The organism is Gimesia chilikensis (assembly GCF_007744075.1).
Taxonomy (GTDB): Bacteria; Planctomycetota; Planctomycetia; order Planctomycetales; family Planctomycetaceae; genus Gimesia; species Gimesia chilikensis_A.
The window spans coordinates 6,769,213-6,785,191 of the sequence record NZ_CP036266.1 but is presented as its reverse complement, the minus strand read 5'-3'; the positions used below and the strand labels follow the sequence as shown (position 1 = coordinate 6,785,191).

At 53.3% G+C, this 15,979-nt stretch carries 9 protein-coding genes and 7 pseudogenes; 8 read left to right on the top strand and 8 right to left on the bottom strand.

Going from position 1 to position 15,979, the window contains the following annotated elements; translation table 11 throughout:
* Positions 1-406 precede the first annotated feature (406 nt).
* From HG66A1_RS25595 to HG66A1_RS25585, 3 genes are all read left to right on the top strand, one after another.
* Positions 407-751 (top strand): heavy-metal-associated domain-containing protein, encoded by a 345-nt coding sequence (locus tag HG66A1_RS25595; RefSeq protein ID WP_145190921.1) that lies wholly within the window; start codon positions 407-409, stop codon positions 749-751.
* A 354-nt stretch (positions 752-1,105) separates the two neighbouring features.
* Positions 1,106-3,217 carry a heavy metal translocating P-type ATPase gene (locus HG66A1_RS25590; RefSeq protein WP_145190918.1) on the top strand — a complete coding sequence of 704 codons (2,112 nt, stop codon included), beginning with the start codon at positions 1,106-1,108 and terminating at the stop codon, positions 3,215-3,217.
* A 56-nt stretch (positions 3,218-3,273) separates the two neighbouring features.
* On the top strand, positions 3,274-3,726 hold the full coding sequence (locus HG66A1_RS25585; RefSeq protein ID WP_197996798.1) for a thioredoxin family protein: 453 nt from the start codon (positions 3,274-3,276) through the stop codon (positions 3,724-3,726).
* Here the strand turns inward: HG66A1_RS25585 and HG66A1_RS32900 are convergent.
* The 5 genes and pseudogenes from HG66A1_RS32900 to HG66A1_RS32890 form a co-directional block, all read right to left on the bottom strand.
* Positions 3,641-4,042: an IS3 family transposase gene (locus HG66A1_RS32900; RefSeq protein WP_228030879.1), complete on the bottom strand. Its 402-nt coding sequence runs from the start codon at positions 4,040-4,042 to the stop codon at positions 3,641-3,643. The genes HG66A1_RS25585 and HG66A1_RS32900 overlap by 86 nt on opposite strands.
* 302 nt (positions 4,043-4,344) lie before the next feature.
* Positions 4,345-4,866: a hypothetical protein gene (locus HG66A1_RS25575; protein WP_145190915.1), complete on the bottom strand. Its 522-nt coding sequence runs from the start codon at positions 4,864-4,866 to the stop codon at positions 4,345-4,347.
* Positions 4,867-5,044: 178 nt separating this feature from the next.
* Positions 5,045-5,949, bottom strand: a pseudogene (locus HG66A1_RS32895) (bifunctional SulP family inorganic anion transporter/carbonic anhydrase); the annotation flags it as partial.
* A 57-nt stretch (positions 5,950-6,006) separates the two neighbouring features.
* Positions 6,007-8,463, bottom strand: coding sequence for a heavy metal translocating P-type ATPase (locus tag HG66A1_RS25565; RefSeq protein ID WP_145190912.1), 2,457 nt, complete (start codon positions 8,461-8,463; stop codon positions 6,007-6,009).
* A 111-nt stretch (positions 8,464-8,574) separates the two neighbouring features.
* Positions 8,575-8,877, bottom strand: coding sequence for an STAS domain-containing protein (locus HG66A1_RS32890; protein WP_145190909.1), 303 nt, complete (start codon positions 8,875-8,877; stop codon positions 8,575-8,577).
* Here HG66A1_RS32890 and HG66A1_RS32730 point away from each other — a divergent pair.
* From HG66A1_RS32730 to HG66A1_RS32545, 3 genes and pseudogenes are all read left to right on the top strand, one after another.
* Positions 8,873-9,395 (top strand): annotated as a pseudogene (locus HG66A1_RS32730) (efflux RND transporter permease subunit); the annotation flags it as partial. The gene HG66A1_RS32890 and the pseudogene HG66A1_RS32730 sit on opposite strands and share 5 nt — an antisense overlap.
* 272 nt (positions 9,396-9,667) lie before the next feature.
* A complete protein-coding gene (locus tag HG66A1_RS25550; RefSeq protein ID WP_145190906.1) occupies positions 9,668-10,183 on the top strand; it encodes a hypothetical protein in 516 nt (171 codons plus the stop codon).
* Positions 10,184-10,353: 170 nt separating this feature from the next.
* Positions 10,354-11,052 (top strand): annotated as a pseudogene (locus tag HG66A1_RS32545) (NAD-dependent epimerase/dehydratase family protein).
* Between the two features lie 555 nt (positions 11,053-11,607).
* On the opposite strand, the pseudogene HG66A1_RS32185 reads toward HG66A1_RS32545, so the two are convergent.
* Both HG66A1_RS32185 and HG66A1_RS32885 read right to left on the bottom strand, forming a co-directional pair.
* Positions 11,608-11,835: pseudogene (locus HG66A1_RS32185) on the bottom strand (transposase); the annotation flags it as partial.
* 64 nt (positions 11,836-11,899) lie between these two features.
* Positions 11,900-11,956, bottom strand: a pseudogene (locus HG66A1_RS32885) (hypothetical protein); the annotation flags it as partial.
* Between the two features lie 223 nt (positions 11,957-12,179).
* Between HG66A1_RS32885 and HG66A1_RS25530 the strand changes: the two are divergent.
* A pseudogene (locus HG66A1_RS25530) lies at positions 12,180-12,572 on the top strand (integrase core domain-containing protein); the annotation flags it as partial.
* On the opposite strand, the pseudogene HG66A1_RS25525 reads toward HG66A1_RS25530, so the two are convergent.
* Positions 12,512-13,048: pseudogene (locus HG66A1_RS25525) on the bottom strand (reverse transcriptase domain-containing protein); the annotation flags it as partial. The pseudogenes HG66A1_RS25530 and HG66A1_RS25525 sit on opposite strands and share 61 nt — an antisense overlap.
* 1,451 nt (positions 13,049-14,499) lie before the next feature.
* Here HG66A1_RS25525 and HG66A1_RS25515 point away from each other — a divergent pair.
* Entirely contained in the window at positions 14,500-15,975 is a 1,476-nt protein-coding gene (locus tag HG66A1_RS25515; protein WP_145190890.1) for an efflux RND transporter periplasmic adaptor subunit, read from the top strand.
* The last annotated feature ends 4 nt before the right edge of the window (positions 15,976-15,979 follow it).

Here is a 15,979-nt window from a genome sequence, read left to right as displayed (position 1 = left end):
CCGAGTGATCATTCATTGCGCCAGCTACTGAAACGAACGGGCGGCGCGCTGCTGGTCCAACCGGGCTGCATGTGTGGCTGCTCCGCACCGACGACCTGTCTCTCGCCAGGCTGCGGAAGCGACTGTTTCCACGATGTTGTGGCGAAACTGGATTTACGGTCACGCACCGATGATGACCAAGAAACAAACTTCTTTCCCAAACAAAGAACGCAGTGATTGTCCTTGTGGCTGGGGCTTGAGTACGTGTTTCGCCAGCCTGTGAAACCGTGCGTCCCCAGCCACACTCTTATCCGAACGCCCTAACCCCAACGCTTAAACGAAAGGAGAGTTCCATGTAGCACATTCTATATCACCCCGTAGTCTGTCGTTTTTTCCATCAAGTGTTTCCCGAAAATGGAGTCTCAATATGTATCGTTTGTTAACTTGTGTCGCGCTGGCCTTGGCCGTTTATTCAACGAGTTCCTTGTGGGCGGCTGACGACACTGTAAGTGCCAACACCATAAAAACGACTATCACCTTGCAGGTGCTGACGTGCGAAGGCTGCGCCAAGAATATTGCCGCAGAATTGTCCGAAGTGCCCGGAGTGGGCGGTGTCAAGACGGACGTGAAGTCCAAGACTGCAACCGTCACTCCCAAGGTCAATGCGATACTCTCGCCGCTGCAACTGTGGGAAGCCGTTGAGAAGGCCGGTAAAACACCAGTCAAGCTTACAGGCCCCAGTGGAACCTTTACATCTAAACCGAAGATGTGATACGCAACATGTGTTAATGCGATGCCGCCAATGCCGGAATCATTCCGACTTGGCGGTATTCTTTACAGGAAAGCGAGTCACATGTCAGGCTCCAGAAAACGTGGACGGCCTATTGTATACAAGCTTGAAGATCGTCGGCGATTGGCGGAACTAATTCGCTAGTACAGCGTACGCGGAGCGCGTGAAATGTCGGCGAACACTACCTGTGTTGCCACATTGCTAAAGATCGCTGTCGAGTTTGGAATCGAATTGAAGAAGGGACGACGACCGCGCCGTGCAGCTTGAGGGCCAGCCAGAAATATCAGGACAAGTAAGCGGCATAGGGGAATGATGGAAATCGATGGAATGTGAACTATGAAAGAATACCGTTTCCGAGTTGCCAACCTGGATTGTGAGAATGACGCTGCGCGTTTGCGTCGGTCGCTCGCATCTCAGTCGGATGTCGAGTTGCTTCAAATCCTGGCTTCTTCGGGAACCGTTCGTATTCGAGCCGAGGAACAGAAAGTCTCGCAAGATGACCTCGAAGGCCAGCTTCGTGAGTTTGGTTTCCCCGTTCAGAAACGGGGTGAAACCGCTGAACCGCAGCCGTTCTGGAAAGACCCGAAGGTTCTTTCCTCGCTAATCTCAGGCGTGCTGCTGCTTGTCGGTTGGTTGCTCGGTTACGCCCTTCCTGATTGGCTGCCGCTGACGCTGTATACGCTCAGTGTTCTGGTCGGCGGATACTATTTCGGTCGCGAAGCAATTGAAGAAGTGCTCTTCGAGCGGCGGATTGACATTGAGCTGCTGATGACGGTCGCCGCCATTGCGGCCTACGTGCTCGGCCAACCTGCCGAAGCGGCGATGCTGGTGTTTCTGTATTCGATCAGCGAGGCGCTCGAAGGATACACGGAATCGAAGACACGGTCGGCGGTTCGAGCGCTGATGGACTTGGCGCCCAAGACCGCCTTGCTGCTTATCGATGGAAAAGAACGCGAGATTCCTGTCGAAGACCTGCGAGTCGGCGACATGTTTCTCGTCAGGCCGGGGCAGGCAGTGGCGACTGACGGCGAGGTGGCTGCTGGTCGCTCAAGCCTTAATCAGGCTCCTGTGACCGGTGAGAGCCTTCCGGTCGAGAAGCAACCCGGCGAGACGGTTTTTGCAGGCAGCATAAATGGTGAAGGCTCTCTGGAGGTAAGGGCGACGAAGGCGTTTGCCGAGAACACGATTTCACGCATCATCCAGATGGTCGAAGAGGCTCAGGAACGCAAGGGGGAAAGCCAGCGGTTCATCGAGCGATTTGGCTTCTGGTACAGCCCCGCCGTTCTACTGATTGGCTTCCTGCTTGCGGTTATTCCGGCCTTGTGGTTTTCCACATCCGGGACAGACTGGACGATCCGTGCCACGGTGTTCATTGTCGCGGCGGCTCCGTGTGCCCTAGTTATTTCTATCCCGGTGACACTTGTCGCCTCGCTCGGCACGGGGGCGCGGAATGGGGTGCTGATCAAAGGGGGCATATACGTCGAGCAACTGGCGCGTATCAGGGTTGTAGCCCTGGACAAGACGGGCACGATCACCCGAGGTCAACCGGAGGTCACGGAGGTCATTTTGGCCGAACAGGATGAGTCGATTCCCCCCCGTCAGGAGATCCTCGCTGTGGCGGCAGGCATTGAACGGCTGAGCCAACACCCATTAGCGCGAGCCATCCAGAGCTACGTTGAGGCGGAAGGAGTCGACCCCGCTGAAATTGCAGCGTTCAATTCTCTGACCGGTGCGGGGGCTTCGGCGACCTTCAATGGAACAACGCTGCACATCGGCAAGCCAAGTTTGTTCGAAGATCAGCTTGGTATTAGTCTTGATCCGCTTTGGGAGCAGATAGTCCGCCTCCAGGCCGAAGGCCAGACGGTTGTGGTTTTCGGAGACGACCGCATCCCGTGGGGGCTGTTCGCCATCCGCGACAATATCCGCCCAAAAGCCCGTCAGGCCATTGATGACTTGCGCAGGACTGGAGTAGAGAAAGTGGTCATGCTCACCGGTGACAACGAGCGCACGGCCCAGGCGATTGCCAAAGAGGCCGGCATCGACGACTGCTATGCCGACCTAAAGCCGGAGGACAAGGTCGCAAAGGTGCGTGAACTCGCCCGAAGCCTCGGACATGTCGTGATGGTAGGAGACGGAGTCAATGACGCCCCGGCGCTGGCTGAAGCCACGGTCGGCGTGGCAATGGGGGCGGCTGGCACCGATGTGGCTTTGGAAACAGCGGACGTGGCACTGATGGCCGACGACCTGGAGAAGCTGGTTTACGCCCTACACTTGGCCCGCCGTAACCAGCGGGTCGTTCGACAGAACCTCGTCTTGTCGGGGCTGGTGATCAGTGTGCTGGTTGTCGGGGCGGTGGCCGGTTGGTTCTCGCTCCCGATCGCCGTGCTTGGACATGAACTCAGTGAGTTTCTGGTAATCGGCAACGGTCTACGGATGCTAAGGGACTGAGAAAGCGGATGAGAATGAGCGATGTACGCTGCGTTTTTGCCTGACAGGAATACATCATGCGAACAATCATAATCAACGCACTGCCAGTTGCGATATTTATGCTGCTTGCGAGCTGCGGTCCGGAGACAGGAACGCAGGAGGGGCATTCTGTGGGTCACGAGGCCGTGATTGTGTTGACCGATGCGATTTATGAAGAGCACGTGTTGCGTAGCAATGAGCCAGTGCTGGTTGACTTTTGGGCGGCTTGGTGCCAGCCGTGTCTGGAGATGAAACCTATCATCCGGGAACTGGCGGAAGAGTACGATGGACGGGTCAAGATTGGACAAATGAATGTAAAGGACAATCCATTCACGACCGCGAAATACGAGATCGAGGCGATACCGGCACTCCTGCTCTTTCAGGACGGAAAACTCTTCAGGCGAATCAATGGCAGCAAAACGAAAGACGAGTTGGTTCGCCTACTGGAATCGGTACTCGTGCCAGCGGATCGAACCGCTGTTGAAAAATAGCGACGAGGCGGTTACTCGTCATACCCGTGGAGACCAGGACTTGGATCTGGTCTGAACGACAGCGGTGTTCGACAGAAATAATGTTCATCCTACGCCATTTCATATTTCTCCGATCAAATAGATTCTCAGCCACGGGAAAGTGATGATTGGAATCGGTGGTGACGACAAACTGGCGTTTGACCTTGGAAATCAGGCCTTCTTCACGCATGGTCCGCCGCACCGATTCGAGGCAGCATCGCAGGTTTTGTTCCAGGATGTCTTCAAGAACTTTGCGATAACAGTAGACGGAGTCGCTATCACGATACGCCTCGTGGATCTGTTCGCGGTGCTTTTCGATCCAGGCGTACTTTAGTTGCGATCCATTGTACTGCTCAACGTCAAAATATCTTTTTCTCCAGGTGACTGGTCGTTGTTGCCTTAGGACGCTGTACGGCTAGGGTTTGTTTTGTGCCAAGGGACGGTGATTGGACACGCAATGGAGCCGACAGAGGTCTCTTGTCTCATGGCCATGAGACGGATTGACGGGAGCCTGGAACCGCACGCAGGCCCCAACTGTTCAACACGCGATTTGCGCATTGCCCGCGCAGAGAATCACAACGTCAACCGCGCCAAGAGAACTCAACACTGGAACGCAGTCACGGGTGGTGGGGCGTGCGAAGAGGCGTCCGCCAGATTGTTGGCCACAGGCAATTCGGTCGCATCAGCCCAGGCAAAGAGCAGATCGTTTTGCGTCAGCCGTTGCTCTGACGTGTCAACAGATGCAACGATTGTCGTCGCCCGGTGGTACTCGCATGCTGGACATTCGCAAGGGGTGCAGTCTTTCGCATCGCCGCAGCACGCGTCGTCGTGGGTCGAAATGCCGCACTGGCAGAACGCACTGGGCACCCACGCCAGCGGCGCAGCGATCAGGACCAGCAAAGCTGCCGTCAAAGAGAATGCAGCTCGGAATTTACTCGCGGAACTGGTCATACTCCAAATAGTCTCCCATACGCCCGGCTGACGCGTCAAGGGCTGAGGCGGCTTAGCCGAGACCGTCAGACCGACGAAACAGGGGCCGGGCGGTGCATCAGGAAAATGTCCCGAAACAACGAGGAAGAGATCAGTAACAATCTCCGCGTAAACTATATATCTACAATTCATCCTTCTCGTTATGGCCTCCTGGGTGGTGCCTTTCGCTTGATGCTCAAGAAACGCAATCATCCGCATGCGGCAGGAACTCAATGCTTCCAGTGACGACATCGTAAATCGCACCGATGATCGCAACTCGACCTTCCTGATGAAGAGTGCTGATCAACTGACTTCGCAACAGAGCCGCTTCGGCCATAGCGCGGACCTGGCGACCGAGGTCACGGGTCAGGCGCTGGCCGCTACGGAACCGCTCATTGCCGTCACGGAGTATTTGCAGTACTTTCCGAGGAGTGAGAGTACATTGAAGCACTCGGGTGGAAAAGTCCACGTACTGAATCTGATCCCTAAACTGATACTTATTCTTGAACCCTATTAAGCTCACCTGCACGCCTCGCGCCGGTGCTGTCTCCTCGGAGAAATCTCGCAAGAGATCGAGTATATCCGGGTCTATGTAGTCCGTGTTCTGAGCGTTGAACAGCACCTGGCCTTCGCGCGGCACTGCATCAAGGACTTTCAACAAGGCGGCCCGATTGAGAAAGCTTACCTGGTTGGCGAGCTCGATGTGCAGGACGTCGCAGCCCACGTGCTTCTCAACAAAGCGACGGATCGGGCGGCGCAGGTTGCTGTTGAGAATGAAGCCAAGGCTAACCGCTAATCCGATCAGAACCCCGACCAGCAAATCGGTTAGAACGATGGCCGCTACCGTCAGAGCGAAGGGGATGAACTGATAGCGGCCTTCATCCCACATCCGCTTTATCAACTTTGGACTGGCGAGTTTGAAGCCCGTAACCAGCAAGACAGCGGAATCATGTTCAGCCACATCGGAAACAACATGACGCTCACGAGAAGTAGTGCCCCATGCACGATTGTGGCCAGCTTTGTCTGACCTCCGGCATGGACATTGACGGAGCCACGGATGACGACAGACGTGATGGGAATTCCGCCGATCAAACCCGCGACCGTGTTGCCGATACCCTGATCCAGCAGTTCGCGGCTCGGAGGGGATCTGCGTTGTTGCGGGTCGAGCTTATCGACCGCCTCGAGGTTCAACAGCGCCTCCAACGACGCCACGATGGCGATGGTTAATCCGGCCATAGCTTAATGCCGTACTCCTCATTGGATGTCAACATGTCTGGAATCGGAATTCTTCGTTCACTTGGCTCGATAGGTCAAGAGTCGCAGGGCGTTAAAAACCACAAGCAGCGTTGAACCTTCGTGGAACAGGACTGCGGCGCCCATTTGCAGTCCGAGGATTGTCGCGGGGATCAGGAACGCCACCATACCAAGACTGAACCACAGGTTCTGTCGAATGATTCGGCTTGTTTGACGGCTCAACCCGACCGCGAAGGGGAGGTGATTCAGGTCGTCCGCCATCAACGCGACATCCGCAGTTTCCAGAGCAATGTCCGAACCGGCCGCACCCATTGCGATGCCAACCGTCGCATTTGCCATTGCGGGCGCATCGTTTACGCCGTCGCCGACCATCGCCACGCCCTCTTGCTTGCTGAGCTTCTTGATCGCCTCGACTTTGTCGTCCGGCATCAAGTCCCCCCAGGCTTCGTCGATTCCAACTTCATTGGCGACGGCATCGGCGACCTGTTGATTGTCGCCAGAAAGTATGATCATCCGCTGGATGCCAAGCTCTCGCAGGCGGGCAATCACGTTCTTGGCCGCTTCTCGCGGCGTATCCATCAGACCCAAAACACCAAGGTAGGTATCACCGCGACGCACGATCATCGTCGTGCGGCCGTCAGCTTCCAGTGCTTCGACTCGCTCCCGCAGCTCTTCAGGAAGCGGCGGTCCATCAACTTCTCCAAACAAGTCGTCTTTGCCAATGTACACCGCCTCGCCGTTGATGTTGGCTTTGACGCCACGCCCCGTGATGGATTGTAAATCGTGGGCCTGAATCACCGATTCGCTGTCGAGGCGTTCGCGTCCACCACGTACGACCGCGGCGGCAAGGGGATGGTCACTGAGTTCTTCCACGGCGATGGCAACCTGCAACAACTCATCCTCGGCGACGCCATCTGAACTCACAACGTTGGTTAGCCATGGCTTGCCTTCGGTCAACGTGCCGGTCTTGTCGAAGGCGATGGCGTGGAGCCTTCCCAGATTCTCCAGCGGACCACCGCCTTTGACGAGCACTCCGCCCCGAGCCGCGCGCGAGATGCCGCTGAGAACCGCGCTTGGGGTCGAAATTGCCAGAGCGCAGGGACTAGCCGCCACCAACACCGCCATCGCGCGATAGAAAGATTTGGTGAATGGCTCGTCGATTATTGTCCAGGCGAATAATAGCAAGACAACCAACGTCAATGCTGCCGGAACGAAGTAACGCTCGAATTTGTCGGTGAACAGTTGCGTGGGCGACTTTTGGGTCTCGGCCTCATTCACCATTTGTACGACGCGGGCCAGCGTGGATTCACCGGCGATCTTGGTCACCTGAATCTCCAGAGCGCCACTTCCATTGATGGTGCCGGCGAAGGCGCGATATCGGGCGTCGAGCCGGTCGGCATTCTCCGTCGCCTCTTGCAGATTATCGACGGCCTGTTTATCCACAGGGACGCTCTCGCCGGTAATCGGGGCCTGATTGACGCTGCTCTGCCCCTTGACGACAAATCCGTCGACGGGAATACGTTCATTGGGTTTGACAATCACTACGTCCCCGACCTGGAGTTGCTCCACGGGTAATTCTTGGGTGCTGCCTTCACGGCGGACCAGTGCGGTTTGAGGAGCAAGTTCGGCGAGGGCTTCAATGGCCCTCTTAGCCCGGCCCATGGCATAATGTTCGAGTGAGTGACCGAGGCTGAAGAGAAATAGCAGCAAAGCGCCCTCAAACCATTCTCCGAGCGTAGCCGCGCCGATGGCCGCCACCAGCATCAGGAAGTCGATCTCAAAACGGCCAGCACGAATATTCTCAATTGCTTCGCGAAACGTAAAAAAGCCGCCGAAGAAGTAAGCGGCCAAGAATAGGCTCCACGGTGCCCATTGATTCACAGCAGCGAACGATAGCAGCCATCCGATGAGCAGCAGCCCGCCGCAAAGCGCGGCAAATCCCAACTCCGTTCTTTCACCCAATAGGCCATCATGTTCGTGATCGTGTTCTTTCGCGACAGGTCGGTCATCGGCTTCCGTTAGTTCGCCGTGTGTCGCCTTCTGTACTCTCTTTTCAACAGTTTGCACACCGATTTTCGCTACCGCGATTCGGATGGCCTCTTCGTCGGTAGATCGGCGGTCAAACTCAATGCGCAGCACGCCGGCCGGGGAGACCGCGGCTTCCAGCACGCCTTGGATTTGATTCGCCCGTGCCTCGGCCGTGCGAGCCTGACGGGCATGCATCGGTTTTGAATTGAGCAAAAAGTGTCCGAACCGCTGGTCAAGATCTGCTCCTGCCCGTTTGGCCAGCGCCCGCACCTCGCCGAGGGAAATGCGGTTGGGATCAAAATGGATACAGATTTGATCCTGCCCCATGCCGATCGTGTTTTTGACATGTGCGGTCTCAATTCCTTCTTTTGCTGTCAGCAATTCTGTTAGGCGCAGGACGCACGCGTCACGGGCATCTGGAATTACCGGTAGGACCAGACCAATCTCAATCAGCGTCTTTGCACTCATCCTAGTTTCCACACCGGTTTTGTCCTTCAGGCTGGGTTGAAGAAGTTGTCGGACCCAATCCACGCCATCGCACGTATACTATCACGAATGTACAAAAAGGGCAAGGTATGATTAGGCCGCCCCTCGTTGCTCGCGGCTATTGCCGTCCGCATTGGGAGCGTCTTGCCTTATAATACATGTTTGTCGCGGACGAGGGCGCGCGTGATGGAATCTTGCACGCAGCGTTTCCCAATCCAGAATAAGTGCCCCACCTGTCACTTCATGTTGCTTCTTCCAATTCATCAGCAATGCCAGGCAGGCGTGATCGATGTAGCTTAGCCCCTTGAAATCGACGTGCAGGACGACGCCAGGCGGGACCGCCTCGAGTGCCGCCGCCCACTTCGGCAGAAGGATGAACGTCGCGGAACCTTCCATTGTCAAGTTATCAATTGTGTTACTTGCAGTGCCTTTTTCGTTGATTGGCTCTTTCTTGCTGATCTATATGCTTGGCTATAACATGAGCGTTGCCGTGTGGGTTGGCATCATTGCGCTTGCGGGTGTCGATGCAGAAACCGGAGTCGTGATGTTGTTGTACTTAGATGTGGCATACCACAAATGGAAAGACGAAGGGCGGATACATAGATTTGACGACACTGAACACGCAGTCATGGAAGGCGCGGTGTAGCGCGTGCGACCAAATGCGACCAAATGCGACCAAATGCGACCAAATGCGACCAAAGATGATGACGGTTATGGCGATCTTGATGGGATTGTTGCCGATCATGTGGTCCACAGGCTCAGGCGCCGACGTCATGAAACGTATTGCCGCCCCGATGGTCGGTGGGGTCGTGACGTCATTTGTGTTAGAGCTGCTGATCTATCCTGCCATTTACGCCATCTGGGAATCGTGGACAGATCTGCGAGACATCGATCACACTGCGGAAAAAGGTTGAATCAGGCACAACGTTGCTTTATGAGTCGTGCCGCTGGCTGTTCTCGAACCGCAATGGTCGCTGGATGCGCACTTTGCAAGCCCATTACGTACAGCAGCTTTCGCGAAAGCTGCTCATTTGCAGTCGATTCAGCGTTGCGCTTCAAAATACCCCAGTACGGTATGTGACTTGCAGCTACATCGACGAGAAGCGAGGAACATCGACTGATTCTGAAGTTTGCTCTGCGTCGACGCGCGGAGTTTCGTTATCTCCCATGAACAAGGAAAAACGCTATGAAGACCAATACTATTTTTCGATCACGGTTCAGCATCTGTGCAGGCGCTGGAGGCATTCTCCTCTCACTGCTTGCTGTCTCGTTGCAATCGCCTGCACTTGGGCAGAACAACTCGAAAGCAGGTGGCCAGAACGACAAGAAAATGTCGATGGAATGCCCCATGATGACTGGCCTGAAGGGAATCAGTTTGACCGCTGACAGTCCGCCGTTGCTGATGGCTAGAGCGAGTGAGTTGAAATTGACAGATGAGCAACAGCAGAAACTGAGAGCTATTACCCAGGAAGCTCAGAGTAAGGCAGCGGAAGTGTTAACCGAAGATCAGCGGTCAATGCTTGGCAAGTCGTCTGGCAAGGCAATGTCAATGATGGAGATCGCAATGATGAGAGCCAAGAAGATGGACGATAGTGAATCTGGCATGATGTGCCCCATGTGCAAGAAGAAGATGGAAGGCATGATGAAAGGAAAGATGAAGAAAAATACGAAGGAGCCGAATGGCAAGACAAAAACACAGTAGCCGTGTCGCGTCAGGCAAAGCACCACTGCCACTTTTCACCGCAGCAGTGTAGCGACGAGTTGGCAGTGCGTTTGTTTACATACCGTCCTTGGGTGGCCGAAAGACTGTGCGGACTCTCTTTGGCGGGCGAAGTGGCTAATTAGTGACTATTCTAAACCGGAAAAACTGTGATGAAAACTAAGAAAGAGATCATCTTAATCACGGGAAGTAGCGGGCGGCTTGGATCGGCGACGGTTAAGCGGCTTGCTGAGCGTTTCCAGGTGATCGGATTTGACCGTGCAGGTGATCCGCATCCGCCGACGGAGGCGGAATACGTCTGTGTTGACCTGACGAACGATGAGAGTATCGACGCAGGAATACATCGCGTTCGTGAAGGATACGGAACAAAAATTGCGTCGGTCGTACACTAATACTATGCTGCGTACTACGACTTCTCGGGAGATCCGAGTCCGAAGTATGAAGAAGTCACAGTTCGCGGAACGGAGAGACTGCTTCGTGCATTGCGTGAGTTTGAAGTGGACCAATTCATCTTCTCCAGCACGATGTTGGTTCATGCTCCCTGCGAGCCGGGCGAGCGGATCGATGAAGATTGGCCGCTTGATCCCAAGTGGGACTATCCCAAGTCGAAGGTCGCTACCGAGCAGGTCATTTCTAAGAATCGGTGTGCGATCAAGTCTATCAATCTCAGAATCGCCGGTGTCTATGACGACGATTGCCATTCAATTCCCTTGGCAAATCAGATAGCGCGGATCTACAAGCGGAAGTTGACAAGTCGAGTCTATCCAGGAGATCCATCCCGCGGTCAAGCATTCGTTCATTTAGACGACGTCGTCGACGCCGTCTACCGATGCATCGACCGTCGCGAGTAATTATCAGATGAATCAGTGTTTCTTATCGGAGAACCGAAAACGCTCGGTTGCACGGAATCGCAGTCAGAATTCGGACGATTGATTCATGGTGAGCCTTGGGAAACGACCGTGATCCCGAAGTCGGTTGCCAAGACGGGTGCGTGATTTCAAGATCACATGCCGTTCGCGGAGGAGCCTTTCATCAAGCCGTGGATGGTTGACTTGGCGGACGATCACTATGCGCTTGTCATCACCCGTGCGAGCGATGCACTGGGCTGGCAACCTAGCCGTTCATTGCGTGAAACGCTGCCCACTATGGTTGCCGCGCTGCGACGTGATACTTCGACTTGGTACCGCGACAACGGTCTTGTACCGCCATCCTGGGTAAAGCACGAAACGACCGCAGCCCTAGATAGTACGGACATTCGGATGATATCTGTAACGAATGCTGACAGTCAGATAAAGCCGGCGAAGTTGGTGGCTTTTTCCTCGTAGCGAGTGGCCACACGTCGACAGCGTTTGATTCTCCCTAAGAACCGTTCGATCTGGTTGCGATGTTTGTAGATCTTCCGATCATATCGCCTGCTCCAGTTGCGAGACGCTTTTGAACACGCCATTCCGGATACGGTCCTGGGTAATGTCGCGGAACCAGCGTTCGATGACGTTCAGCCACAAACTGCTTGTCGGTGTGAAGTGAATGTAAAATCGCTTGTGACGCTTCAGCCAGTTCTGCACCTTGGGGTGCTTGTGAATGGCGTAGTTGTCCACAATTAAATGCAGGTCCAACTCGGGGGGCGTCTGCTTCAATCCCCACCATTCGTTTCTCGGCAAATCGATTTTGCCACGTACCGACAGTTCGCCTGGTACAACCGAGTTCCACTGCAATGTCTTTATTCTCGCGACCTTGAGCTGCCGCGAGAATCATCTTGGCTCGCAGTACCAGTCGGGCTGGCGTGCTCCGCCCCCGCGACCACGTAGTCAGCAATATTCGTTCTGCAGCTGTCAATGTGACAGCAATTGCAATACGCACGTCTCAATTCTCCTTATCTGGAAAATCAGACGACAACTCTACCAAATAAGTTCCCACAATTTTAAATCACTACACTAGTCGTGAGAGTCTGGCCATTCAGGTGGGAACACGGCTGACTGGAGATGATGTGGTGGCAGCTCTGGATCGCGTCAAAGCGGCTCGAGACTGTCCTCAGTCAATCCGTGTGGATAACGGGCCCGAGTTCATTTCAAAGAGTTTGGACTGATGGGCTTACTTCAACAACGTTACTCTGGATTTCAGTCGGCTGGGAAAACCGACCGATAATGCGTATATTGAATCGTTCAACGGGCGGGTTCGTCAGGAATGTTTAAACCAGCATTGGTTTTTAAGCCTGACAGACGCTCAGGAACAAGTTGACCAGTGGCGGCTGGACTACAACGAAAACCGCCCGCACAGCTCACTGGGAAATCAGACCCCGGTGGAGTTATCGGGGGTTCCTTCGCTGCGTGGGCTGACGACGCCCCCTTCCATGATCCCTGCCTGTAAATAGGCTCGAATCAGTTTCAGGATGCGTCGATCCTTGATCCGTTGTGCCAGACGTCCCATCAGTACATCATGGTTCACGCGGTCAAAGAACTTTTCCAGATCCAGGTCGACAACCCAACGTTGGCCGGCTGCAATGTGCGCTTTGGCTCGATCCAGCGCCTGATGGGCGCTACGACCCGGACGGAAGCCGAAGCTGCTTTCCGAGAACGTGGGATCATATAACCGCGTTAGCACCTGCAACAGTGCCTGTTGGATCAGTCGGTCCATGACCGTTGGTATGCCCAGCATCCGCATCCCTTTCCCTCCCGGTTTGGGGATTTCCACCTTCCGAACGGGATCAGGACGATAAGTTCCGCTGAGCAGTTCCTCCCGAATCGCTTCCCAGCGCTGGCAACAGCGATCCCACAGTTGATCAACGGTCACACCGTCGACGCCGGGGGCTCCCTGATTACGAACCACACGCCGGTAAGCAGTCAACATGTTTTCTCGACTGAGTACCTCCTCTAAAGTAAAGAACGCTGGTAGTCTGATGGGATCAGTCCTTGCCGAGTCCGTTTGACGCGCAGACGACTTACCCTGGGCGGTTCCGCCGCCTGCTCTCGATCGTTGCTCAGGCATCTCAGCCTTCGGTCTGCGTCTGTTATCGGACATCGAAATTTCTGCATCAAACAGGTTAAAAGGTTCGGCCCTTCACGCCACTCAATACAGCGCTACTATGGCCTCGGCTGACTTCTGAAACGGCATCGCGACTCCTTGCAGAGGCACTAGCCAGACGGCACCGTTTCAGATCTCTCAGGGTAAGACGCGTGACTTTCCTCCCATATACCCGCCACATATACGCCGATTCGATCCAGATGACATCGGGCTTCGAGTCTTACAGCCCTCTCGCCCATCCAACCGGCGCCTCATATGTGATTCGTGTTCCTCGGGCCAGGAGTTTGCCTGCTGCTTCCTTCAGATTCCACCTCGCGGTGGACACCCTTGCAGTTCGGCTAAGAGTTCCTGTCATCAAGGCCTCCATCGGGACTTACACCCGACAAGTCACTTCCCGGATCGCTTTCGCTTACCGGTTGACAGCGTCAGGTCGTGACGCTGCGCGTCATGCCTGACGCACTGCGAAAAAATCATCCCTGGCGCGCCAGGGATGATTAAAACTTGGATTTCTAACATTCCAACTGGTACAAGGTTGGGGGCAAGATCAACAACACATTTACTTCTAGCTGTAATTATATTATAAATAAATTTAGAGATTGACCTAAAACTGTCAATATGCAATAATTACTTGCTTGTTATTAATAATAAATATAGCATATCTTCAAAGGTACCCAAGAATCATGGCAAACAGTATGTTAAGCACTTTAGCTGCTTTATCCATAGTGTTTCATGCATTGCTTGGTTGTTGCTATCATCATACGCATGCACACAATGACATACCTCACCATGAGCATAAAGAGAGTTCTCAGCTTACTTCACTTTGTTTGTCTATGCACGCAACAGCTTGGGTTTCGCACAATCACACTGATACAATAGCTAGCAACTCCTCACACAATAACCCAGAGAATCACGAGCACGACCATATTCCATGTGAGGAAAGCTCTTGTACATATGTAAGCTCATCTCCTATTGAATTAACTGCATTGGTAAAAGCAACTTCACTTGAAGTTGCACCGATAGTCACTTCTATCAATGTATCTACCACACGCATTGAGTACCGTCGAGATATTCCGGTTAACTCAATATCCACCAGTATGCGCTTGCGCAAACAGGTCTGGCTGGTCTAGGCGGTCTACGCCTCTTCTCAACTGTAAACTGACCGGGTCACAGTTCTTCTGCGCAATTTGCGTGTCACTTGGCACCTAAGTCCGTTCTTCTTTCCTAGTATCTTTTCACCTAAATGGTGTTCTGTTGCGCTGATAGCGCGGGATAGTATCATGCGATTTCAATTAAGCGATATTTCGCTCAAATGGTACGGCTTAATAGCTGTACTCCTCATATCGGGAATTTGCTGGGGTGTTCGTGACACTTGGCTTCCACTCGTCAAGCAAAAATTCTCACTAATCAATAAACAATCAGGCGAAAATCTTGCTGGTAGCCAGGGAGAAGACATCGGCCACAGTGGTCACAACCACGGTGATCCTAGTCATGCGCATGAGGACTCAACGTCTTTGGAGCTCTCTGAGCAGGCGCGGCGTAATATTGGATTGATTGTTGGTGAAGTCGCGTTGCAGACCTATGAACGAACCTTGAACATTCCAGCGATGATCGTTGAACGTCCTGGACGGACACGAATCCATATTACCGCTCCCATGACTGGTATCGTAACTCAGATACACATCATTGAAGGAGAAGCCATTCGTTCTGGAATGTTAATGTTTAAAATTCGTCTCACACATGAAGATCTCGTCCAGGCTCAAACAAAATTCTTACAAACAATAGGTGAATTAGAAGTTGAAAACCGTGAAATCGCTCGTTTAGAGAAGATCACATCTGGCATCGTGGCTGGGAAGGTAATTTTGGAACGAGAATATGCAAGACAAAAATTAAATGCCATATTAAGCGCACAGAAAGAAGCTCTCTTACTACATGGACTATCAGAGACTCAAATTTCTCAAATTGAATCAAAGCGAAAATTAATTCGCGAACTCTTAGTGTATGCTCCTGCTAGTGGGCAGGGTAACGAATTACAGTTACCTGAACCTCTCCTTAGACAAGTCTCTGATATTTCACAAGATAGCAACCAGAAATCAAAGAAGCAAACGTCCTCATTTGTGGTACAGGACTTGCAAATTATTAAAGGGCAGTCCGTCCAATCGGGGCAGACTTTGTGTATTCTTGCGGATTTTAGCGAACTATACATCAAAGGAAATGCGTTTGAGCAAGACAGTAACGAACTACATGCTGCAGCGCGCAATGAATCAGCTGTATCAGCTGTTCGTGAAGATAACCAACTACATTCAGAGATCATCAATGGATTGAAGTTCGTCTATGTCGCGAACCAAGTAGTCCCGTCCTCTCGCGCAATGCACTTCTACGTGGGGCTTACAAACGAAATTGAACGAAATAAAAAAACCAATGATGGTCATTACTTTATCGATTGGAAATATAAACCGGGCCAACGATTGCGACTCCGTGTTCCTGTAGAGCACTGGAAAAATAAAATTGTGTTGCCGATTGATGCTGTGGCACAGGAAGGGGCGGAGTTCTACGTATTTCTCGAGAACGGAGACCATTTCGACCGTGTACCAGTTCACGTTGAATACAGCGATCAATATTCGGTGGTTATTGCCAATGATGGTTCGCTGTTTTCGGGTGATGCGATCGCGCTTTCTGGAGCGCATCAAATGCAGGTGGCACTAAAGAACAAAGCTGGCGGTGGCGTTGATCCTCATGCCGGACATAACCACTAAGAGG